Annotated in this window: 15 protein-coding genes; 6 read left to right on the top strand and 9 right to left on the bottom strand. The window is 70.2% G+C overall.

The features are described 5' to 3' along the window. Positions 1 to 139: 139 nt before the first annotated feature. From KHC24_RS20105 to KHC24_RS20125, 5 genes are all read right to left on the bottom strand, one after another. On the bottom strand, positions 140 to 1,045 hold the full coding sequence (locus KHC24_RS20105) for an NADP-dependent oxidoreductase (RefSeq protein WP_213365219.1): 906 nt from the start codon (positions 1,043 to 1,045) through the stop codon (positions 140 to 142). Positions 1,046 to 1,062: 17 nt separating this feature from the next. Then, positions 1,063 to 2,601: a histidine--tRNA ligase gene (gene hisS, locus KHC24_RS20110; protein WP_213365066.1), complete on the bottom strand. Its 1,539-nt coding sequence runs from the start codon at positions 2,599 to 2,601 to the stop codon at positions 1,063 to 1,065. A 272-nt stretch (positions 2,602 to 2,873) separates the two neighbouring features. Continuing rightward, positions 2,874 to 3,674, bottom strand: coding sequence for a phosphonoacetaldehyde hydrolase (gene phnX / locus KHC24_RS20115; RefSeq protein ID WP_213365067.1), 801 nt, complete (start codon positions 3,672 to 3,674; stop codon positions 2,874 to 2,876). A 38-nt stretch (positions 3,675 to 3,712) separates the two neighbouring features. Then, positions 3,713 to 4,834, bottom strand: a complete 1,122-nt coding sequence (locus KHC24_RS20120; protein WP_213365068.1) for a TIGR03364 family FAD-dependent oxidoreductase — start codon at positions 4,832 to 4,834, stop codon at positions 3,713 to 3,715. A 93-nt stretch (positions 4,835 to 4,927) separates the two neighbouring features. Next, a complete protein-coding gene (locus KHC24_RS20125) occupies positions 4,928 to 6,925 on the bottom strand; it encodes a tetratricopeptide repeat protein (RefSeq protein WP_271180624.1) in 1,998 nt (665 codons plus the stop codon). Between the two features lie 249 nt (positions 6,926 to 7,174). On the opposite strand from KHC24_RS20125, the gene aptA reads away from it, so the two are divergent. The 3 genes from aptA (at position 7,175) to KHC24_RS20140 (ending at position 11,555) form a co-directional block, all read left to right on the top strand. Beyond that, positions 7,175 to 8,524, top strand: coding sequence for an omega-aminotransferase AptA (aptA, locus tag KHC24_RS20130; protein ID WP_213365069.1), 1,350 nt, complete (start codon positions 7,175 to 7,177; stop codon positions 8,522 to 8,524). A 133-nt stretch (positions 8,525 to 8,657) separates the two neighbouring features. Continuing rightward, positions 8,658 to 11,132: an ATP-dependent helicase HrpB gene (hrpB, locus tag KHC24_RS20135; RefSeq protein WP_213365070.1), complete on the top strand. Its 2,475-nt coding sequence runs from the start codon at positions 8,658 to 8,660 to the stop codon at positions 11,130 to 11,132. Positions 11,133 to 11,375: 243 nt separating this feature from the next. Beyond that, positions 11,376 to 11,555 carry a hypothetical protein gene (locus KHC24_RS20140; RefSeq protein WP_246547187.1) on the top strand — a complete coding sequence of 60 codons (180 nt, stop codon included), beginning with the start codon at positions 11,376 to 11,378 and terminating at the stop codon, positions 11,553 to 11,555. 307 nt (positions 11,556 to 11,862) lie between these two features. On the opposite strand, the gene KHC24_RS20145 is transcribed toward KHC24_RS20140, so the two are convergent. After that, positions 11,863 to 13,182: a hemolysin family protein gene (locus KHC24_RS20145; protein WP_213365072.1), complete on the bottom strand. Its 1,320-nt coding sequence runs from the start codon at positions 13,180 to 13,182 to the stop codon at positions 11,863 to 11,865. Positions 13,183 to 13,338: 156 nt separating this feature from the next. Between KHC24_RS20145 and aroC the strand changes: the two genes are divergently transcribed. From aroC to KHC24_RS20160, 3 genes are all read left to right on the top strand, one after another. Next, positions 13,339 to 14,463, top strand: a complete 1,125-nt coding sequence (gene aroC, locus KHC24_RS20150) for a chorismate synthase (RefSeq protein WP_213365073.1) — start codon at positions 13,339 to 13,341, stop codon at positions 14,461 to 14,463. A 97-nt stretch (positions 14,464 to 14,560) separates the two neighbouring features. Further along, the gene (gene ribB, locus KHC24_RS20155; RefSeq protein ID WP_213365074.1) at positions 14,561 to 15,868 is read left to right on the top strand and encodes a 3,4-dihydroxy-2-butanone-4-phosphate synthase; all 1,308 of its coding nucleotides are present in this window, start codon (positions 14,561 to 14,563) and stop codon (positions 15,866 to 15,868) included. A 201-nt stretch (positions 15,869 to 16,069) separates the two neighbouring features. Beyond that, the gene (locus tag KHC24_RS20160) at positions 16,070 to 16,903 is read left to right on the top strand and encodes a DUF1194 domain-containing protein (protein WP_213365075.1); all 834 of its coding nucleotides are present in this window, start codon (positions 16,070 to 16,072) and stop codon (positions 16,901 to 16,903) included. Between the two features lie 492 nt (positions 16,904 to 17,395). Here the strand turns inward: KHC24_RS20160 and KHC24_RS20165 are convergent, their stop codons facing one another. Genes KHC24_RS20165 through dxs form a run of 3 tightly spaced genes read right to left on the bottom strand, consistent with a single transcriptional unit; the run spans position 17,396 to position 21,425 of the window. Beyond that, a complete protein-coding gene (locus tag KHC24_RS20165; RefSeq protein WP_213365076.1) occupies positions 17,396 to 18,679 on the bottom strand; it encodes a class I SAM-dependent RNA methyltransferase in 1,284 nt (427 codons plus the stop codon). Positions 18,680 to 18,681: 2 nt separating this feature from the next. Then, positions 18,682 to 19,467 carry a TlyA family RNA methyltransferase gene (locus KHC24_RS20170; RefSeq protein WP_213365077.1) on the bottom strand — a complete coding sequence of 262 codons (786 nt, stop codon included), beginning with the start codon at positions 19,465 to 19,467 and terminating at the stop codon, positions 18,682 to 18,684. Between the two features lie 17 nt (positions 19,468 to 19,484). Continuing rightward, on the bottom strand, positions 19,485 to 21,425 hold the full coding sequence (gene dxs, locus KHC24_RS20175) for a 1-deoxy-D-xylulose-5-phosphate synthase (protein WP_213365078.1): 1,941 nt from the start codon (positions 21,423 to 21,425) through the stop codon (positions 19,485 to 19,487). Positions 21,426 to 21,469 lie beyond the last annotated feature (44 nt).

Raw genomic sequence — 21,469 nt, forward strand, 5'->3', positions numbered from 1 at the left:
CCGCGCGATCGGTCGCTCCGGTTGCGCCCCTTCGTTGAGCGAGGTGCGAGAAGGATACGGCAGGGCAAAGGGGGTGCGGATAAGTTTTTCGCACGGGCCGCGAAAGGCGGCACCAAGCCGGGCGTCGCCGCGCCGAGGCTCAGGGGACGGTGATGACCAGCTTGCCCGCAACATGGCCGCGGGCACTGACCTCGTGGGCCTCCGCGGTGCGTTCCAACGGAAAGAGCCGGTCGATACGCAGCCGGAAATGGCCTTCGCCACAAAGCCGGGCCGCCTCGGCAAGCACGCGATCCGGGTCCCTCGGCGGCCCGGCGGAAAAGCGGGCGCCATGGCGGGACGCGGTGAAATCGGCGACGGAGACGACGCGGGACGCCTCGCCGACGATATCGATCAGCTCGGGAACGATCCCCGATCCGGCGACATCGAGCGCCGCATCGACACCGTGAGCCGCGAGGGCCCGCACCCGATCCTTGAGGCCCGTCCCATAAGGGGTCGGCATGGCGCCGAGTTCGCGCAGATAGGCCTGATTTCGCACGCTTGCGGTGCCGATGACGGCAATCCCGCGCGAGCGGGCGATCTGGAGGACGGCCGAGCCGATGCCCCCGGAGGCTCCGCTCACCAGCAGCGTCTCGCCGGGCCTCACCCCAAGATCGTCGAGACTGCGCAACGCCGTCTCGATAATCACCGAAAGGCCGCCGGCGACCTCGAACGACAAATCGTCCGGCTTGCGAACCCAATGGGTGAGAATCGCCTGCTGGGCCACGGTGCTCCTGCCCATGCCGAAGACGGCATCGCCAATCGACACGTTGGTGACGCCCGGACCGATCTCATCGACGATGCCGGACGCCTCGACGCCGACGCCCGAGGGAAAGGCCACCACATCGAAAGCGCGATACAGCCCGGCGCGACGCTTCCAGTCGGACGGATTGACCCCGGCGGCGCGGACAGCGATCCGCACCTCGCCCGGACCGGGGCGCGGCGCCTCGATGTCGACGACCCGCAGAACCTCCGGGCCGCCATATTCAGCGAACTGGACCGCCTTTATCCGCGAGCCGCGCTCCCTCAGCCCAGCGCGGCGCCGTGCGGCACGCCGTGATGGTCGAGCAGCTCGCGCACCTTGGCGACCAGTTCGGCCTCGCCGCAGGCGAACTGCGCCGGGCGGCTCTCGCGCCACTCGGCATTGTCGGTGATCGCCGCCGCCGCCTTGGCGCCCTCGATCAGGTCCTTGATCTGCACCTGCCCCGCCGCGCGCTCGTCCGAGCCCTGGATCACCACGCAGGGGCTGTTGCGGCGGTCGGCATATTTGAACTGGTTGCCGAGGTTCTTCGGGTTGCCGAGATACATCTCGGCGCGGATGCCGGCGGCACGCAGGGTGGCGACGAGGCCCATGTAATGCGCGGTCTGGTCGCGATCCATGACGACGATGACGACCGGGCCGTAGTCGGGCGCGGCATCGGCCTTCTTCAGGTAGCTCAGCGCCGAGGCGAGGCGCGAGACGCCGATGGAGAAGCCGGTCGCCGGCACCGGCTCGGAGCGGAAGCGCCCCACCAGTCCGTCATAGCGCCCGCCGCCGCCCACCGAGCCGAAACGGACGGGGCGGCCCTTCTCGTCCTTCACCTCGAAGGTCAGCTCGGCCTCGAAGACCGGGCCGGTGTAATATTCGAGGCCGCGCACGACGGAGGTCTCGACTGAAATTCTTTCGGCGCCATACCCAGCCGCACGCACAAGAGTGTTAATTTCTCTCAGCTCAGCAACACCCTCGGCCCCGACTGAATCCGCCTCAAAATAATCGGCCATCAAATCGAACAAAGGATGCCGACTTTGTTGTTCGGGAGACATTTTCGAGCAATTTTCGGAGAGGCTGAGAAAACTCAGAATTCCGTCAATTCTCTTTTCTGAAATGCCTGAGCCTTTGGTGAAATCTCCACTTTCGTCGCGCCGACCCTCTCCAAGAAGCTGACGGACTCCCTCGATCCCAAATTTATCAAGTTTATCAATAGCTCTTAGGACGCTTAAGCGACGGGCGATATCGTCAGATGCAACCTGCCCTATGCTGCCAAGCACGCCATCCAACACCTTGCGGTTGTTGACCTTGATCACATAATCGCCGCGCTTGACGCCCAGCGCCTCCAGCGTGTCGGCGGCCATCATGCAGATCTCGGCATCGGCGGCGACGGTGGGGGCGCCCACCGTGTCGGCGTCGAACTGCATGAACTGGCGGAAACGGCCGGGGCCGGGCTTCTCGTTGCGAAACACCCAGCCGGCGCGGTAGGAGCGGAACGGCTTGGCGAGGCGGTCGAAATTCTCCGCGACATGGCGGGCGAGCGGCGCGGTGAGGTCGTAGCGCAGGCTCAGCCACTGCTCGTCGTCGTCCTGGAAGGAGAACACGCCCTCGTTCGGCCGATCCTGATCGGGTAGGAACTTACCGAGCGCATCGGTATATTCGATGAACGGCGTTTCCAGCGCCTCGAAGCCGTAGAGCTCATAGACCTTGCGGATGGTCTCGAGCATGGCGCGGGTGGAGCCGAGCTCGGCCGGGCCGCGATCGGCGAGGCCGCGCGGCATCCTTGCCTTGAGCTTGGTGGGTTTGTCCTTGGCCATGATGGGGCGCCGTTCCTGAACCGTCTGTTGCGCGCGGTTTAGAGGATGGGGCGCGGCACGGCAATGGTTCCGGGCGCGAGAGCGAGCGCTCCCCGACAAGGCGCCTCCCTCTCCCCGTCGGGAGGAGTGGGGTGAGGGGTCTTCCAGGCTTTCCGATGTCGTCCCCCTCACCGACCCGCTGCGCGGGCCACCTCTCCCCACCGGGGAGAGGGAAAACAAGGGCCTTTAGCCTGCGCGAGGCAGCCAAGCCGCGAGGCGGGCCGGCGCTCCGCTCAGGGACGCAGCCCGGCCGCCAATCGCGCCTCGATGGCCTCCAGCACCGGCGGCAGCTCGGCGATGGTGTCGACGACGAAATGCGCGCCGGCGCTGTAGAGCTTCGCCGAGGCGCGGGTGCGCAGATGCGCGCGCTCGTCGGGGGCGAGCGCGGCGAGCTCGTCCTTGGACAGGCCGGCGGCGTTGCCGGACAAGGCCAGCCCGACCGTCCAGGTGCCGGCGGCGAGGCCCTCGGCAATGCCGGGCTCGGTGTCGTCGAGCTTCACGCACTCCCAGGCCGGCCAGACGCCGAGATCGGCGAAGGTGCGGTACATCATCAGCGGCGAGGGCCGGCCGGCGGCGAGGTCGCCGGCGCACACCACATTGTCCGGCGCGTAGCCCGCCTCGGCAGCGAGCGGCATCAGCTTCTCCATGATCGGCCGCGTATAACCGGTGGTGGAGCCGATCTTCAGCCCGCGCGCGCGGGCGCTCGCCACCACGTCGAGCAGGCCGGGGATGAGGTCGGCATGGCGCGGGATCACCTCGACGTTGAGCGGCTCGAAGATGGCGAGCACGCGGTCGACATCGGCCTCGGTCGGAGCGGTGCCGTAGAGCGCGTGCCAGCGCTGCGACACCGCCGGCGAATAGATCAACGCCGCCACGTGGTCGCGCTTGGGCAGGCCCATCGGCCCGCGCGCCTCCTCGATGGTGAGCGGGATGCCCACCTGCGCGAAGGCTTCGACGAAGGCGCCCATCGGCGCGCGCGAACCGAAATCGACCGCCGTGCCGGCCCAGTCGAGAATGAGTGCCTTCAGCGCCATGCGATGCCCCCCAAGGTCTTGCCCCCGTTTGCAAACCGTCAGTCGAAAAGTTCGGCCACCGCCTCCTCGGCGATGGCGAAGCCGGTGGACGCGCCGGTGCCGCTGGTCACCACCGTGAGGCGGATCGACGGATCCGGCCGGTCGATGAAGGCGAGCCGGTCGGGCGCCGAGGCATAGGTGCCGGTCCAGCGCTCGAGAATGCCGGCCGGACGGCGGCCGAACACCGCTTCATATTCGTCGAGGATCAGCTCGTCGACGGCCTCGGGCGCGAAGGGATCGGGCGTCGCCGCGTAGTGATGGCTGTCGCCGACCACCAGCGAGCCGTCGGCGGACTGCACCACGATCAGATGCACGCCATTGTCGAGGAGCTCGCCCTGCTCGGCCCGCAGCCGGGCCTTCAGCGGCTCGGCCTCGGGCAGCTCGGCATAGCCGAGATAGCGGCCGAGCGAGAGGTCGCTCATGACGGAGCCGGGCAGCGTGCCCACCGCCGGATCGGCGACGCGCAGCATGTGCAGCTTGCAGCGGGTGAGGTTGTAGGGCTTGAAGCGCTCGGGCAGCAGCGAGTGGAAATCGTCGCCCGGCGCCACCACGATGCGCGCCGCCTCGACGGTGCCGGTCGCGGTGCGGACGCGGCCGGGCTCGACGCCGGTGACGGCGGTGGAGCGGTGGAAGGCGACGCCCTTGGCCTCCTCCAGCCAGCGGGCAAGCTTCGGGATCGCCTGGCGCGATTCCACCCGCAGATCGTGCGGGCTCCACAGCGCGGCGCTCTGATGGCCATCGAGCGCCGGCAACTTTGCCCGGGCCTCGTTGCCGGAGAGCAGCGCGCACCCCTCCCCCATCTCGGTGGCGAGGAAGGCTTCCAGCACCGCCTCCGCTTCCGGCCGGCGCACGCTGACCAGCAGGCCGCGATGCACCACCTCGATGCCGGCCTCCGGGGCGATCTCCGCCCAGATGTCGCGCGAGCGCATGGCGCGGCGCCAGCATTCGCCACGCTGCTGGCCGGTGACGGTGACGAAGCCGAAATTGCGGATCGAGGCGCCGTTGGCCTGGGCGTCGCGGTCGATCACCACCACCTTGAGGCCGCGGCGGATGGCAGCCAGCGCATGGCCGAGGCCGACGACGCCCGCGCCGACGACGGCAAGATCGAAAGCCTGCGACATGAGTGGGTTCCGGCGCGATGGACGACGTCGCCCTGCTTAGCCTGTCGGCGGCACCAATGCCACGCGACGTTTGGCCCGTGACGCAGCGGAAATTCAGGGCACCGGGTTGCCCAGCCCGAGGGCGGCGAGATCGGCGCCGACCTTCTTGGCGACATGGGGGGCGGGGAAGAAGCGCGCCAGCAAGGTGGCGGTGTCAGTCTTCCATGCCGGCACCAGCGCCACCAGCTTGTCGATATCCGCCCTGGCGGTGGGGTCGTCGCCGGCAAGGTGGGTGGCCAGCGCCCGGGCGAGCAGGCCCGGCGCATAGACCTCGCCCATCAGCCGGTCGGCAGCGGCGGCGGCACCGGCGGCATCGCCGCGCAGATAGGCGGCGAGAACGCGGAAATAATCCACCGAGGGCGGCATGGCCGGCGCCGCCTTGAGCGCGCTCGCCAGCATCGCCTCGCCACGCTCCACCTCGCCGAAGGTGATGAGCCGGCCGCCATAATCGGCCAGCGTATCGACGTCATAAGGATTAAGCTGCAGCGCGATGTCGCCCTGCGCCAGCGCCGCGCCGCGCTCGCCGCGATAGGAATGCACATCGAGCGCCACCCGGCGGAAGAAGCCGCTGGTCGGCGACAGTTCGATCGCCTGCTCGGCGGCGGCCAGCGCCCGGTTGAGCGCCGGCGGCGAGGGGCGCGGATTGGCGCCGTTACGGATCTCGTCGAGATAGAGCTCGGCGAGCAGCGCATAGCCGAGCGCGAAGGTGCCGTCGGCCGCCACCGCCTTTTCCAGGCAGGACCGCGCGGCGGCGTGGTCGGCGGGCAGGTAGCTGCGCCAGTAATCATAGGCGAGCAGCACGCAGCCATAGGGGCCGGCCTTGCCGGAGCCGCCGGACGACATCACCCGGGCGCGGGCACGGGCCTGGATGACGCCATAGGGCTCGGCCAGCGAGGCCATGATCTCGCGCACCAGCTCGTTCTCGACCGCGATCGGGTCCTCGGAGGGGCGCAGCGCGTCGAAGTCGCGCGACCACACGATGGTGCCGTCGCACAGATCCGACAGCCGCATCAGCAGCGAGATCGAGCCATCCTCATGGCTCTCGACGAGGCCGCCCAGCGCGAAGGCCGAATGCGGCGAGGCGCCGCCGACGCCGCAATCGAGACGCGGGCGGGCATCCGGGCTCGCCAAGACATCGAGCAGGTCGAAACGCGCCAGCGCATCGCGGATGCGCATTTCCAGCGCCCGCGCCGGGAACTCGCCACCCGGCGGGCGGGAGGCCGTAGTGGCCGGCGCCCCCGGTGACACCGGCGCGGCGGCCGCCGCCGACGTCACCGGCACCGCGCCGGTAATGTCGAAGGCGCGCACCTCGACCATGGGAATGCCGAGCCGGTTCGACCGCTCGATCGGCCGCAGCGCAAAGCCGGGGAACAGCGCGCGGAGGCTCGACGTCTCCACCACGTCGACCGCCATCATGATCGCGACGGCAAGCACGAACAGCAGCAGCAGTCCGCCGGCCCAGCGCCATGGCCGCGTGCCGCCCGCGCGCGACGGCACATCCCGCGGCACGCCCGGCCCCGGCAGCGCGCCGGGCAACGCAACGCCTGGAATCGCGGCCGGCACCCCGGCTTCCGCCGTCTCGGCTTCCGGCACGCCCCCGGCCGGAACCCCGACCCGGCGCGGCACGAAGAGCGGCACATAGGAACCGCGCGGGATGACGATCTCGATCTCGTCATTGGCACCGGCGCCGGCATAATAGCGCTGCAGCGCCCGGCGCAGCCGCGTCGCCTCCACGCGGACGATGGGATCGATCTGCGGATCGAAGGACGGGTCGCGCCCCAGCGCCTCCACCGCGATGGTGTAGCCCTTGATCGCCTCGCGACGCCCATCCAGCGTCGCCTCGACCACGAAGCGCAAAATGGTGGAAAGCTGAGGCGAGGCGCGCAGCTCCTCCGCCTCCAGCACGCGGGCGAGCGCCTCGCGCGCCTGCGCAGCGCCGGCCGCGGCGTCCTCGACCGGCGCCGCCTCGGGCGGCACGCCGCCGGGGCGGAGAGCCTGGTCCTCGCCCTCGGGCACATCCGTCGCGGTCGATAGGGACAGAGTGTCGGACACGGAGGTTCCTTTAAACGGGAATCATTCCCTTCATCGATCAACCCCCGGCGGGCGGAATATATGACGTTACGTGACAATGTCACGGGGACAAGTTGATGGACGCCGCACTCCCCGGGGTCAAGCACGCGGGGGTGGATTTCCCGAGCCGCCAGAAGCGAAGGTGATCACATCATCGAATTTTTTCGTGAACGAGACCGTGCCCACGCATTATACATGACCAAAATCACGGCCACCTCGCGGGAGCGGTTCATGTCCCTCACCTATGATCTAGATGCCGCCAGCATCGCGGCGCCCAACGACCTCGAAGCCTTCTGGATGGGCTTCACCGCCAACCGCGCCTTCAAGGCGCGTCCGCGCATGGTCTCCCGCGCCAAGGACATGCATTACTACACCCCGGAAGGACGGCCGATCCTCGACGGCTCCGCCGGCCTGTGGTGCACCAATGCCGGCCATAACCGGGATTCCATCGTCGCCGCCATCCAGAAGCAGGCGGCGGAGATGGACTTCGCCCCCACCTTCCAGTTCGGCCACCCGCTGGCCTTCAAGGCGGCCTCGCGCATCGCCGAGCTGGCGCCGGGCGATCTCGACCATGTGTTCTTCTGCAATTCCGGCTCGGAGGCCGGCGACACCGCGCTGAAGATCGCCCTCGCCTTCCACGCCGTAACCGGCAAGGGCACCCGCACAAGGCTGATCGGCCGCGAGCGCGGCTATCACGGCGTCGGCTTCGGCGGCATCACGGTCGGCGGCATCTCGCCGAACCGGCGCTTCTTCGGCAGCCTGCTGCCGGGCGCCGACCACCTGCCGCACACCTATGACCGCGAGAAGCAGGCCTTCTCCAAGGGTGAGCCGGACTGGGGCGCCGAGCGCGCCGACGCGCTGGAGGGCATCGTCGCCCTGCACGACGCCCAGACCATCGCCGCCGTCATCGTCGAGCCGATGGCCGGCTCAACCGGCGGCCTCCCGGCGCCGAAGGGCTATCTCAAGCGCCTGCGCGAGATCTGCGACAAATACGGCATCCTGCTGATCTTCGACGAAGTGATTACCGGCTTCGGCCGCCTCGGCTTCCCCTTTGCCGCCGAGCGCTACGGCGTCGTCCCGGACATGATCACCTTCGCCAAGGGCGTGACCTCCGGCGCGGTGCCGATGGGCGGCGTGATCGTGCGCAAGCACATCTACGACACCTTCATGAACGGCCAGGAGCATGTTATCGAGCTGTTCCACGGCTACACCTATTCCGGCCATCCGCTGGCCTGCGCCGCCTCGCTGGCGACGCTCGACCTCTATCGCGACGAGGCGCTGTTCGAGCGGGCGCGGGCGATGGAGCCGACCTTCGCCGACGCGGTGATGAGCCTGAAGGGCAAGCCCGGCGTGCTCGACATCCGCACCGTCGGCCTGGTCGCCGCCTTCGACATGGCACCGAGCGTCGAGGGCCCCGGCAAGCGCGGCTATCAGGCGATGGAAACCGCTTTCCACGACGAAGGCCTGATGTTCCGCGCCACCGGCGACACCATCGCGGTGAGCCCGCCGCTGATCATCAACGAGGCGCAGATCGGCGAGCTGGTCGAGAAGATCGGCCGGACCATCGACGCGGTGATGTGAGCCGGCGGGCCTTGCGCCCGTCCTCGACGCTACCAGGCCCCCGGCCGCCGACGCGGCCGGGGGCTTTTGCTTTTCGGTCGCGGCGGCTGGCGCCGGATGACAGCCGCCGTGGCCGGCTTTATGGCATGCGCTCATGAGCCGCCCGACCGACGCCCTCCCCATCGACGATGCCCTGCCGGAACTCACCGCGGCGCTGGCTGCGGGAACGCGCGCGGTGCTGGTCGCCCCGCCCGGCGCCGGCAAGACCACGCGGGTGCCGCTGGCGCTGCGCGACGAGCCGTGGGTGGCCGGACGCAAGCTGCTGGTGCTGGAGCCGCGCCGGCTCGCCGCCCGCGCCGCCGCCGAGCGCATGGCCGCCACGCTGGGCGAGCAGGCCGGGCAGACCGTCGGCTACCGCGCCCGCTTCGGCTCGAAGATCGGCCGGGCGACGCGGATCGAGGTGATCACCGAGGGCATCTTCACCCGCATGATGCTGGACGACCCGGAGCTTTCCGGCGTCGCGGCAGTGCTGTTCGACGAGTTCCACGAGCGCTCGCTCGACGCCGATCTCGGCCTGGCGCTGGCGCTCGACGCGCAGAGCGCGCTACGGGAAGATCTGCGGATCCTGGTGATGTCGGCGACGCTCGACGGCGCGCGGGTGGCGCGGCTGCTGGGAGACGCGCCCGTCATCGAGAGTCTCGGGCGGGCGTTTCCCGTCGAGACCCGCTATCTCGGGCGTGATCCGCGCAGCCCCATCGAGCGGCAAATGGCGGAAGCGGTGCGGCGGGCGCTGGCGCAGGAGCCGGGCTCGGTGCTGGCCTTCCTGCCCGGCGCGGCGGAAATCCGGCGCACCGAGAATTTCTTGCGCGAGGCAATCGCCGATCCGACGGTGGAAATCGCCCCGCTCTATGGCGCGCTCGATGCCCGGGTGCAGGACCGTGCCATCTCGCCGGCGCCGGCGGGCATCCGCAAGGTGGTGCTCGCCACCTCCATCGCCGAGACCAGCCTCACCATCGAAGGGGTGCGGATCGTCGTCGATTCCGGCCTTGCCCGCGTGCCGCGCTACGAGCCCGGCGTTGGCATGACGCGGCTGGAGACGGTGCGGGTCTCACGCGCGGCCGCCGACCAGCGGCGCGGCCGCGCCGGGCGTACCGAGCCCGGCGTCGCCCTCCGGCTGTGGAACGAGGCGGAGACCGCCAGCCTGCCGGCCTATGCGACGCCGGAAATCCTCGCCGCCGACCTCGCCGGCTTCGTGCTCGACCTGGCGCTGTGGGGGGTGAGCGATCCATCCGCCCTCGCCTTCCTCGACCCGCCGCCGGCCGCCGCGCTCGCCGAAGCGCGGAGCCTGCTCGCCGCGCTCGGCGCCTTGGATTCCGGCGGGCAGGTCACCACGCATGGACGGGCGATGGCGCGGCTGCCGCTGGAGCCGCGGCTGTCGCGGCTGGTGCTTGAGGGTGCGCGGCGCGGCGGCGGCGAGCGGGCGGCACGCATCGCCGCCGTGCTGTCCGAGCGCGGGCTCGGCGGCACCGATATCGACCTCGCGCACCGGCTCGACGGGCTCGCCGCCGACCGTTCGCGGCGCGGCGAGGAGGCGCGGCGGATGGCGGCACGCTGGGCGCAGGAAGCCGAGCGGACGGCGGGTGGCAAGGCCGAGGGGCCGGCGCCGTCGGCCGCCGTGCTGCTTGCCCATGCCTTCCCCGACCGCATTGCGCGCGGGCGCGGCGACGGACGGCGCTTCGTGCTGGCGAACGGACGCGGCGGATCGATCGACCCGGCCGCCGCGCTCGCCGGTGCGCGCTTCCTCGCCGTGGCGGAGATGAGCGGCAGCGCCGAGGAAGCCCGCATCCTGCTCGCCGCCGAGCTCGACGAGGCGGAGATCGAAGCCGAGTTCGGCGACGCGATCACCGAGGCCGACGAGACGAGTTTCGACGCCGGCGCCGGAGCGCTCCGGGCGCGGCGGGTGCGACGGCTCGGGGCGCTGGTGCTGTCGGAAAAGCCGGCGCGGGTGGTGCGCGGCGAGGCGACGGCGCGCGCCCTGGCACGGGCGGCGGCGGTGCGGGGCATCGGGCGGCTGCCATGGTCGGCGAGCCAGCGGCAATGGCTGGACCGGGTGCGCTTCCTCCATGCCGCCGCACCGGAGATCTGGCCGGACCTTTCCGACGCGGCGCTGGCGGCGCGTGTCGACGACTGGCTGGCGCCGCTGCTCACCGAGGCGACCAGCCTCGCGGCCATCGACGCCGAATTGCTCGGCCGCGCCTTGCCGGGGCTGCTCGACTGGGAACTGGCGCGCCGGCTCGACGCCGAGGCACCCACCCATTTCGAGGCACCGACCGGCTCCAGGCTGCCGGTCGACTATGCCGCCGAGGGCGGGCCGACCATCTCGGTGCGGGTACAGGAACTGTTCGGGCTCGGCATCCACCCCGCGCTCGCCGGCGGGCGGGTGCCGCTGGTGCTCGCGCTGCTCTCCCCGGCGCACCGGCCGATCCAGGTGACGCGCGATCTGCCGGCGTTCTGGGCCGGCTCCTGGCGCGACGTGCGCGCCGAGATGCGTGGGCGCTATCCGCGCCATCCCTGGCCGGAGGACCCGGCGAGCGCCGAGGCGACGCGGCGGGCCAAGCCGCGCGGGTGACGGACGGCAACGCCACCTCGCGTAGACATCTCGCTCACGCCTCCGAGAGCGAGTGAGCGCAAAGCATTAACCACGCAATCGCGCGGTTTCTCCGCGACGGCCCGCCTTAAGGAGCGGTCAACATCTGCGGCGCCAAGGTGCTCCCACAATAAAATCTGTCCCAAGGCAGATATCGGTGAGTTGAGCGCAAGCAGAGAGACGGCGATGAGAGAGGCAACGGTGAGAGAGCCGGCGATGCGGGACATGCCCCATCGCCGGCGTGCGACGGTGGCCCGTCGCCCACAGGGCACCGGGCTCGAATACGGCCTGATCGCCGCCGCGCTGGCGGTGGCGATCGTCACGGTGGTGGCGGGCCTCGGCGCCCGCTATAGCGAGCGCACCTCCGCTGCCACCAGTTCCGCAATCGTGCAGAACATGCGCTGAGGAACCGGCGGGCCATGGCGGCCCGCCCAGATTTGGCGCGCCATCCGGCGCTCCGGCCCATGAACGGCACAGCGTCCCGATCGTCCGCCGAACGGCCCGGCACCGGGCCACCCCAATGATGAGAGCGCCTTCTCGGCGGTACGCGGCGGCAACCGGCAAGCCGCCGAAGACGGAAGGTTACCCGTCGCCTTCGGCGGTCCATAGGCGACCTCGGCCGCCAGGACCGCGCTCCACCGACAGATCCGCAAACCCCGATCCGCCCCGCCGCCGGGACGCCGGCGGCGCGACATGAGGCCGGCGACGCCGGTCAGGTCCCCAGCGGCGCGCGGCGGCGGGGGGTGACGGCACGCGACACCAGGAGCTTGTCGATGCGCCTTCCGTCCATGTCCACCACCTCGAAGCGCCAGCCCTTGGCGGTGAAGGCCACGCCCTCCTGCGGGATCGCCTTCAATTCGTGCAGCGCATAGCCGGCGGCGGTGTGGAAGCCGGAATCCTGCGGGATGCTGATGCCGAGCAGATCGGCCAGTTCGTCGGTCGGCGTGGCGCCGGCCACCAGATAGGAGCCATCCTCGCGCTCGACCGCATGCGGGCCGGAAATGCCGGCCTCGTCGACCATCACCGTGCCGGCGATGGCGTCGAGCAGGTCAGCCGGGGTGAGGATGCCGACCATGGTGCCGTATTCGTTGACCACCAGCGCCAGCGGCGATTCGGCATGGCGCAGCTGCTTCATGGCATCGAGCGCGCCGGCGGTCTCCACCAGCACCGCGCCCTGCTTGACCAGCTGGCGCGGGTCCGGCGTCTCGCCCTGGAGATAGGCTTCCAGCAGGTCGCGGATGTCGATGACGCCGACCGGCTCGTCCGGCGAGCCCTCGCAGGCCGGCATGCGGGTGTGGCGGGTCTCGCGAATGGTCTGGCGCACCACTTCGGGATCGTCGTTGAGGTCGATCCAGTCGATGTCGTGGCGCGGCGTCATCACCGCCCGCACCGGGCGGTCGGCAAGGCGCATGACGCCGGCGATCATCCGCCGCTCCTCGGGATCGATGACGCCGGCGGTCTCCGCCTCGGCGACGATGGCGCGGATCTCCTCGTCGGTGACGTTGCCCTCGCCGCCCTTGGTCTGGTCGCCCAGCAGGCGCAGCACGAGGCGCGAGGACAGGTCCAGCAGCCACACCGCCGGGGCGGCGACGCGCGAGAGCATCATCATCGCCGGCGCGATCATGATGGCCAGCTTTTCCGGGCTCTGCAGCGCCAGCCGCTTGGGAATGAGCTCGCCGATGATCAGCGAGACATAGGTGATGGCGGCGACGACGAGAGTGTAGCCAAGGCCCTCGGCGAAATTGGGCGGGACCCCCTGGGTCTCCAGCCAACTGCCGAGAGATTCGCCGAGCGTGGCGCCGGAGAAGGCGCCGGCCAGAATGCCGATCAGCGTGATGCCGATCTGCACGGTGGAGAGGAAGCGGCCGGGATCGGCAGCAAGCTGGAGGGCGGCGCGGGCACCGGAGGAGCCCTGTTCGGCGCGTGAGCGCAGCCGGGCGGGACGGGACGACACGACCGAGAGCTCGGCCATGGCGAGGACGCCGTTCAACAGGACGAGAAGAACGACGACGGCGATTTCAAATAAGGGCATCGGTTCCAGATGGGGGACAAGCCACGGCTACCCTATAACACAAAGCCGGCGGATTGCGATGCGGTGGCATACATGGCGTGCAAGCGGTGGTTTGACGGCGACCGGCATGGCGCCTAGAAGCCCTTGCGGATGCCCTTTTCAGCGTGATTTCCGGCGATGTCCTTCAACACTTTCGGCCAGTCCTTCCGGGTGACGACCTTCGGCGAAAGCCACGGGCCGGCCATTGGCGGCGTCATCGACGGCTGCCCGCCCGGCCTCGCCTTCACGCTGGAGGACATCCAGGCGGCGCTCGACAAGCGCCGGCCCGGACAATCGCGCTTCACCACCCAGCGGCGCGAACCCGACCAGGTGAAGGTGCTCTCCGGCACGCTGGAGGGCGAAGGCGGGGTGCTGACCACCACCGGCACGCCGGTCGCCTTCCTGATCGAGAATGTCGACCAGCGCTCCAAAGATTATTCGGCGATCTCCGAGAGCTACCGGCCCGGCCATGCCGACTATGCCTATGACGTGAAATACGGCCTGCGCGACCATCGGGGCGGCGGGCGCTCCTCGGCGCGGGAGACCGCCGTGCGGGTGGCGGCGGGCGCGCTGGCAATGAAGGTGCTGGAGCAGGTGCTGCCCGGCGTCAGCGTGCGCGGGGCGCTGGTGCAGATGGGCGAGATCGTCATCGACCGCGCCCGCTGGGCGTGGGACGAGATCGACAACAACCCGTTCTTCTGCCCGGACGCCGAGGCGGCGGCGAAGATGGCCGACTATCTCGACGGCATCCGCAAGAACGGCTCCTCGGTCGGCGCGGTGATCGAGGTGGTGGCCGAGGGCGTGCCGCCGGGGCTGGGCGCGCCGATCTACGGCAAGCTCGACGCCGATCTGGCGGCCGCCTTCATGAGCATCAACGCGGTGAAGGGCGTCGAGATCGGCGAGGGCTTCGCGGCCGCGACGCTGACCGGCGAGGACAATGCCGACGAAATGCGCATGGGCAATGATGGAAGGCCGATCTTCCTCGCCAACCATGCCGGTGGCATCCTCGGCGGCATCTCCACCGGCCAGCCGGTGGTGGCGCGCTTTGCGGTCAAGCCGACCTCCTCCATCCTCACGCCGCGCAAGACGGTGACCCGGTTCGGCGAGGACGCGGAAATCCTGACCAAGGGCCGGCACGACCCCTGCGTCGGCATACGCGCGGTGCCGGTGGGCGAGGCGATGATGGCCTGCGTGATGGCCGATCATGTGCTGCGGGCGCGGGCGCAGGTGGCGACGCCACCGGCCTGGCCGTTTCCGCGCTGAGGCGCTGCCGGCGCGGGGCATTCACGCAATTTCAGTATCACTGAAAACGCAATGAGATTTCATTGCGAGTGAAGAAGCGTGCGCCTATAGTCCCGGCATGAAACTGGCGGACTGGCTCAGAGCGACCGGAACCCCACGCAGCGCGTTCGCCCGCGCCTGCGGCCTGTCGCCGGCCAGCATCACCGCCCTGTGCAAGGACGACCCGGCCTGGGTCTCGCGGGAGGCGGCGGCGCGCATCGCCGCGGCGACGGGCGGTGCGGTGACGCCGAACGACTTTCTCGGGCTCGACATCAGCGAGGTGAAGACCATGACCGACAATCTCCAGGCCCGCGTCCAGGCGGCCATCGAGGCCTTCGCTCGCGGCGACATGCTGGTGGTGACCGACGATGACGACCGCGAGAACGAAGGCGACATCATCCTCGCCGCCGTGCATGCGACACCGGAAAAGCTGGCCTTCATCGTCCGCCACACCTCCGGCATCGTCTGCACGCCGATCACCGCCGAGCATGCGCGCAAGCTGCGGCTGAACCCGATGGTGAGCGACAACGACGCGCCGCATTCCACCGCCTTCACCATCTCGGTCGACTACAAGCACGGCACCACCACCGGCATCTCGGCCGAGGACCGCACCGCCACGGTGCGCGGCCTCGCCAACCCCAATGCGGGGGCCGCCGACTTCGTGCGGCCGGGCCACATCTTCCCGCTGATCGCCCGCGAGGGCGGGGTGCTGATGCGCTCCGGGCACACCGAGGCGGCAGTCGACCTGTGCAAGCTCGCCGGCCTCGAGCCGGTCGGCGTCATCTGCGAATTGGTCAATGACGACGGCACGGTGATGCGCGGGCCGCAGGTGGCCGACTTCGCCACCACCCACAAGCTCACCCGCGTCTCGGTGGCCGACCTCATCGCCTACCGCCAGTCGCGCGAGAAGCTGGTGACCCGCGCCGCCGAGTTCACCGCCCCGACGCTGGTCGGCGACATGCTCGGCATCTCCTATGTCACGCCTTTCGAGCCGGTGAACCATCTCGCCCTCGTCTATGGCAAGATCGGCGACGGGCGCGGCGTGCTGGTGCGCCTGCACCGCGCCGACCCGATCGGCGACGTATTCACCGGCGGCAAGGCGATCCAGACCTCGCTGGAGCGCATCAAGGCCGAGGGCCGCGGCGTGCTGGTCTATCTGCGCGACGGCACCGCCGGCGTGCCGACCACCGCCGTCGGGCAGGACGAGGGCAAGACCGAATCGACGCGGCTGCGCGACGAGGCCTGGCGCGAGGTCGGGCTCGGGGCGCAGATCCTCAAGGATCTCGGCATCACCTCGATTCGGCTCCTCGCCTCGCGCACCCGTACCTATGTCGGCGTCGCCGGCTTCGGCATCGAGATCGTCGGCACCGAGGTGCTGGACGCCTGACGGTATCCAAAGGCCGCGATTCGGCATCCCGGTAGGGCCCGCTCACGCGAACGGCATCGCGTGGGCGCGCCTGCCCGCAATTTCGGCTTCTGGCACCGCCGGGCGCGTGTCACCATGCCGTCATCGGGTCGCGGATCGTCACCCTCTTGTCCGAGACCTCCTTCGTGCCGTCGTCGTGGTACCTCTCGGACGGAGGTCGCAATGCCGCGTGTGCGTGTGGTTCTGCCGGTTGTCGCCGCGTTCCTGGCGATGGTGGCAGCAGGACTGGGGATCGCTTCGCCGGCCGCGGCGGACGACGTTGTCGATGTCGAGCTGGTGCTGGCGGTCGACGTTTCCTACTCGATGGATCTCGACGAACTCGCGCTGCAGCGCGACGGTTACGTCGGCGCGGTGACCTCGCCGGAATTCCTCAACGCGCTCAAGCTCGGGCCCAACGGCAAGGTGGCGCTCGCCTATGTGGAATGGGCCGGCGCCGAGGACCAGAAGCTGGTGGTCGACTGGACCGAGGTCGGCAATGAGGAAGAGGCGCGCGCCTTCGCCGCCGCCATCCGCAACGCGCCGCTGCGCCGGGTCTACCGCACCTCGATTTCCGGGGCGATGAACTTCAGCGCCGAGCTGATCCGCAACAACCGCTTCGCGGGGTTGAAGCGGGTGATCGACATTTCCGGCGACGGTACCAACAATCAGGGACCGCTGGTCGACGCCACCCGCGACGAGGTGGTGAAGCAGGGCATCACCATCAACGGCCTGCCGCTGATGATGAAGGAGCCGGCGGGCTCGATGCTCGATATCGGCCAGCTCGACGTCTATTACGAGGACTGCGTGATCGGCGGGCCGGGCGCCTTCGTGGTGCCGGTGCGCGGCATGCATGAATTCGCCACCGCCATCAAGACCAAGCTGGTGCTGGAGATCGCCGGGCTGCGGCTGCCGCCGCCGCGCATCGGCCCGGCGCCGGAGGTGCACCCGGTGGCCGGCGACAAGCGCGTCTCCTGCTCGATCGGCGAGCGCATGTGGATGGAGCGCTGGGGGAACTGAGGGGTGGGAATGCGCCCGGCCGCCCGGACGGACGATGACGCGCTCCACCCGCACAACGTCATCCCCGGGCGTGTCCCGGGGATCTACCCCTTCCTCCGGGCGGCCCCAAGACAGGGAGGGATAGCCGGGCAAAGCCCGGCCATGACGATCCTTGAAGCGGCGCAATGTTATTGCTGCCCGTCGGGGGAAAGGTGGCCCGCCCACGGGTCTCGCTTGTGGCAAGCCCGAGGTAGGGCTCCACGGTTCGATGAGAGGGAGCGTGGTGGAGGAGTGTCGAATTCCCCTCACCCCAACCCCTCTCCGCAGTATGTATCCGATTTGGGCCTCCCGAATGCCGAACCCGGCAACAGCCGGGTTCGCTGCGGGGAGAGGGGGCCGCCTCATTGGAGGCGTGGCTTCGGCAGGAAGAGGCACCGGAGGGGTCGGGTCGGGCTGGGCCGGCATCGGTTGGCGGACGAAACTCCGTGCGAAAAACGCTCCGCACGAAAACATTCAGCGCCGGAACACCCCGACCAGCTCGACATGGGCGGAATAGCGGAACTGGTCGACCGGCGTGACATGCTCCAGCCGGTAGCCGCCCTCGATCAGCAGCGCCGCATCGCGGGCGAAGGTGACCGGATCGCAGGACACGCCGACCACCAGCGGCACCTTGCTCGCCGCCAGCTGCACCGATTGCGCCTCCGCGCCCTGGCGCGGCGGGTCGAACACCACCGCGTCGAAGGCTTTCAGCTCCAGCGGCAAGAGCGGCCGGCGGAACAGGTCGCGCGCCTCTCCCGTCACCGGCTTGAGGCCGGAGACGCCGCGCACCGCCTTGTTCAATGCTTCGACCGCCGGCGCCGAAGATTCATAGGCGGCGACCCGCGCCCGTTCGGCGAGGCGCAGGCCGAAGGTGCCGACGCCGGAGAACAGGTCGGCAATATGGCGGGCGCCCTTGGTCGCCTCCGCCACCAGCGCCGCCAGCGTCGCCTCGCCGGCGGTGGTCGCCTGCAAGAACGAGCCGGGCGGCAGCGGCACGCGGGCCCGGCCCATGGTGAGCAGCGGCGGCTCGCGTTGCAGGACGAGCTCGCCATGGCGGGTCAGCCGGGCGAGCTTGTGCGCCTCCGCCAGCGCGGCAAGCGCGGCGATGCTGCGCGGCTTCAGCGGCCCCGAGCCGCGCACATCGACATCGAGGCCGGTTTCCGTGGCGGTGACCTGGATGTCCAATGGCTTGGCCACCGGCGCGAGCGCCTGCGCCAGCGCCCAGGCGGCCGGCAGCGCGCCGGCGAGCGAGGGCGCGAGGATCGGGCAGGCATCGATGGCGACCACCGCATGGCTGCGCCAGCCGGCAAAGCCGACGGCCAGCGTGTCCAGTCCCTTGGGAGCGGAACCGCCGGTGCCGCGGGCGTGGAAGGTGGCGCGGCGGCGGCCCTCGCCATGGGCATCGACCAGCGGCGCGACGTCGGTTTCGATGCCGACGCGGGCCAGCGCCTCGACGACGAGGCTGCGCTTCCACGCCCGATAGGGCTCGGCCTGCCAGTGCTGGAAGGCGCAGCCGCCGCAGACGCCGACATGGCGGCAGAACGGATCGACGCGCTCCGGGCTCGCCTCGACGATGGAGACGAGGCGGGCGCGCTCACCCTGGCGCTCCACCTCGACCCGCTCGCCGGCCAGTGCCAACGGGACGAAGACCGGGCCGTCGGGCGTATCGGCGATGCCGTCGCCGCGATGGCCGAGGCGATCGATGCGCAGCGTAGCGAGGCCATGAGGAGACGCGCCGTGCGGGGATGGGGCGGACATGCTCAACTTTCGCTCAGGGTCATGTCGATCAGCGGCGTGGCGGTACGGGCGGCGACCAACAGATATTCCTCATTGCCGTCGCCGCCGAGAATCGGCGAGGCCAGACGATGAGTCACCAGCCAGCCGAGTTCGCCGAGCCGGGACACCACGCGGTCGACGGCGGTCAGGCGGGCCGCACGGTCGCGCACGATGCCGCCCTTGGACAAATGCTCGCGACCGACCTCGAATTGCGGCTTCACCAGCGCGACGAGGCTGGCATGCGGGGCGGCGTGGGAGAGCGCCGCCGGCAGCACCTGCTCCAGCGCGATGAAGCTGACATCGATGGTGACGATCTCCGCCGGCGGCAGCTCGCCGGGCGCCAGCTTGCGGATATCGGTGCCCTCCAGCGAAACGAGCCGGGGATGGACGCGCAGCTTCTCGGCGAGCTGGTCGCGACCGACATCCACCGCATGCACGCGGGCAGCGCCGCGCGCCAGCAGCACTTGCGAGAAGCCGCCGGTGGAGGCGCCGACATCCAGCGCCTCCAGCCCGGTGACATCGATGCCGGCGGCGTCGAGCCCGGCCTCCAGCTTCAGCCCGGCACGGGAGACCCATTCATAGGCCTCGCGCGCCTCGATGACGGCATCGGGGGCGATGGTCTCGGCAGGCTTGGCGAGCACCTTGCCATCGGCGGTGACGAGGCCGGCCTCGATCGCCGCCTGGGCGCGGGCACGGCTGTCGAACAGGCCGCGCTCGACCAGCACGCGGTCGGCGCGCTGGCGTTTTGGAGCCGGTGTGGCGTCCGCCATCGAAATCTCTCCGCCGCTCAGCCCCGCAGCAGGGCGGAGGGCCCGTCCTCGGCACGCCCCAGCGCCCCGAACACGCCGCGCACGATGCCCTCGGCGTCGAGCCCGGCCTCGCGCAGCTGGGTGGCCGGCGTGTCGTGGTCGATGAAGCGGTCCGGCAGCTGCAGGGTGCGGATCTTCAGCCCGCGCTCCAGCGCGCCGGCCTCGGCGAGCAGGGTCAGCACATGCGAGCCGAAGCCGCCGACCGCGCCCTCCTCCACCGTCACCAGCACCTCATGCTCGCGCGCCAGGCGCAATATGAGGTCACGGTCGAGCGGCTTGGCGAAGCGGGCATCGGCGACGGTGGCGGACAGGCCGTATGCCGCGAGTTGGTCGGCGGCGGCGAGGCAGGGGGCGAGACGGGTGCCCAGCGACAGCAGCGCCACCTTGGAACCCTCGCGCACGATGCGGCCGCGGCCGATCGGGAGCGGCACGCCGCGCTCGGGCCGCTCGACGCCGACACCCTCGCCGCGCGGATAGCGGAAGGCGATCGGGCCCTCGTCATAGGCGGCGGCGGTCGCCACCATATGCACCAGCTCGGCCTCGTCGGCCGCCGCCATCACCACCATGCCCGGCAGGCAGGCCAGCATCGGCACGTCGAAAGCGCCGACATGGGTGGCGCCATCGGCGCCGACCAGGCCGGCGCGGTCGATGGCGAAGCGCACCGGCAGCCGCTGGATGGCGACGTCGTGCACCAGCTGGTCATAGGCGCGTTGCAGGAAGGTGGAATAGATGGCGCAGAATGGCTTGTAGCCCTCGGTGGCGAGGCCGGCGGCGAAGGTGACCGCGTGCTGCTCGGCGATACCGACATCGAAGGTGCGGGCGGGGAAGGCCTGCTCGAACAGGTCCAGCCCGGTACCGGCCGGCATGGCGGCGGTGACGGCGACGATGCGGTCGTCGCGCCGGGCCTCGTCGATCAGGCTGTCGGCGAACACGCGGGTATAGGACGGCGCGTTGGAGACCGCCTTTGCCTGGGTGCCGGTGGCGACGTCGAAGCGCTGCACGCCGTGATATTTGTCGGCCGAAGCCTCGGCGGGCGCATATCCCTTGCCCTTCTGGGTGACGACATGCACCAGGATCGGCCCGGTGTCGCTGTCGCGGGCATTGCGCAGCACCGGCAGCAGGTGGTCGAGATTGTGGCCGTCGATCGGGCCGACATAATAGAAGCCGAGCTCCTCGAACAGCGTGCCGCCGGTCCAGAAGCCGCGGGCGAATTCCTCCGCCCGTGCCGCCTGGCGCTCGAAGAACTTCGGCAGGTTGCCGGCGAGCTGCTTGGCGGTTTCGCGGAGGGAACGGTAGGTGCGCCCGGAGAGCAGGCGGGCGAGATAGGCCGACATGGCGCCCACCGGGGGGGCGATCGACATGTCGTTGTCGTTGAGGATGACGATCAGACGCGAGTCCATCGCCCCGGCATTGTTCATCGCCTCATAGGCCATGCCGGCCGACATGGCGCCGTCGCCAATGACGCAGACCACGTTGCGCCGCGGCTGCGCCGGGTGCTTCTCGCCCTCCAGATCCCGCGCCACCGCCATGCCGAGGCCGGCGGAGATCGAGGTCGAGGAATGGCCGGCGCCGAAGGGGTCGTAGGCGCTCTCGGTGCGGTTGGTGAAGCCGGACAGCCCGCCCCCCTGGCGCAGCGTGCGGATGTGCTCGCGCCGGCCGGTCAGGATCTTGTGCGGGTAGCATTGATGGCCGACATCCCAGATCAGCCGGTCGTCCGGGGTATCGAAAACGTGATGCAGGGCGACGGTGAGTTCGACCACGCCGAGGCCGGCGCCGAGATGGCCGCCGGTCACGGAGACGGCGGAGATCGTCTCCTCCCTGAGCTCGGCGGCGAGCTGGGGCAGCTGCTCGTCCGTCAGCCGGCGCAACTCGGCCGGCTCCCGGATGGTGTCGAGAAGCGGCGTGGAGGGACGGGTCAAGAACTACCTCGGTGCTTCACGTCCGGCCGCGCGGGGCGCTCCAC

This window comes from Ancylobacter defluvii (assembly GCF_018390605.1).
GTDB lineage: Bacteria > Pseudomonadota > Alphaproteobacteria > Rhizobiales > Xanthobacteraceae > Ancylobacter > Ancylobacter defluvii.

What these genes read in the sequence shown, in the direction of transcription:
- hisS (WP_213365066.1), bottom strand. Translation starts at nt 2,601, where the DNA reads ATGGCCAAGGACAAACCCACCAAGCTCAAGGCAAGGATGCCGCGCGGC.
- hrpB (WP_213365070.1), top strand. Translation starts at nt 8,658, where the DNA reads ATGAGCCGCCCGACCGACGCCCTCCCCATCGACGATGCCCTGCCGGAA.
- KHC24_RS20170 (WP_213365077.1), bottom strand. Translation starts at nt 19,467, where the DNA reads ATGGCGGACGCCACACCGGCTCCAAAACGCCAGCGCGCCGACCGCGTG.
- aptA (WP_213365069.1), top strand. Translation starts at nt 7,175, where the DNA reads ATGTCCCTCACCTATGATCTAGATGCCGCCAGCATCGCGGCGCCCAAC.
- ribB (WP_213365074.1), top strand. Translation starts at nt 14,561, where the DNA reads ATGAAACTGGCGGACTGGCTCAGAGCGACCGGAACCCCACGCAGCGCG.
- KHC24_RS20145 (WP_213365072.1), bottom strand. Translation starts at nt 13,182, where the DNA reads ATGCCCTTATTTGAAATCGCCGTCGTCGTTCTTCTCGTCCTGTTGAAC.
- KHC24_RS20160 (WP_213365075.1), top strand. Translation starts at nt 16,070, where the DNA reads ATGCCGCGTGTGCGTGTGGTTCTGCCGGTTGTCGCCGCGTTCCTGGCG.
- phnX (WP_213365067.1), bottom strand. Translation starts at nt 3,674, where the DNA reads ATGGCGCTGAAGGCACTCATTCTCGACTGGGCCGGCACGGCGGTCGAT.
- KHC24_RS20120 (WP_213365068.1), bottom strand. Translation starts at nt 4,834, where the DNA reads ATGTCGCAGGCTTTCGATCTTGCCGTCGTCGGCGCGGGCGTCGTCGGC.
- KHC24_RS20140 (WP_246547187.1), top strand. Translation starts at nt 11,376, where the DNA reads ATGCCCCATCGCCGGCGTGCGACGGTGGCCCGTCGCCCACAGGGCACC.
- aroC (WP_213365073.1), top strand. Translation starts at nt 13,339, where the DNA reads ATGTCCTTCAACACTTTCGGCCAGTCCTTCCGGGTGACGACCTTCGGC.
- KHC24_RS20165 (WP_213365076.1), bottom strand. Translation starts at nt 18,679, where the DNA reads ATGTCCGCCCCATCCCCGCACGGCGCGTCTCCTCATGGCCTCGCTACG.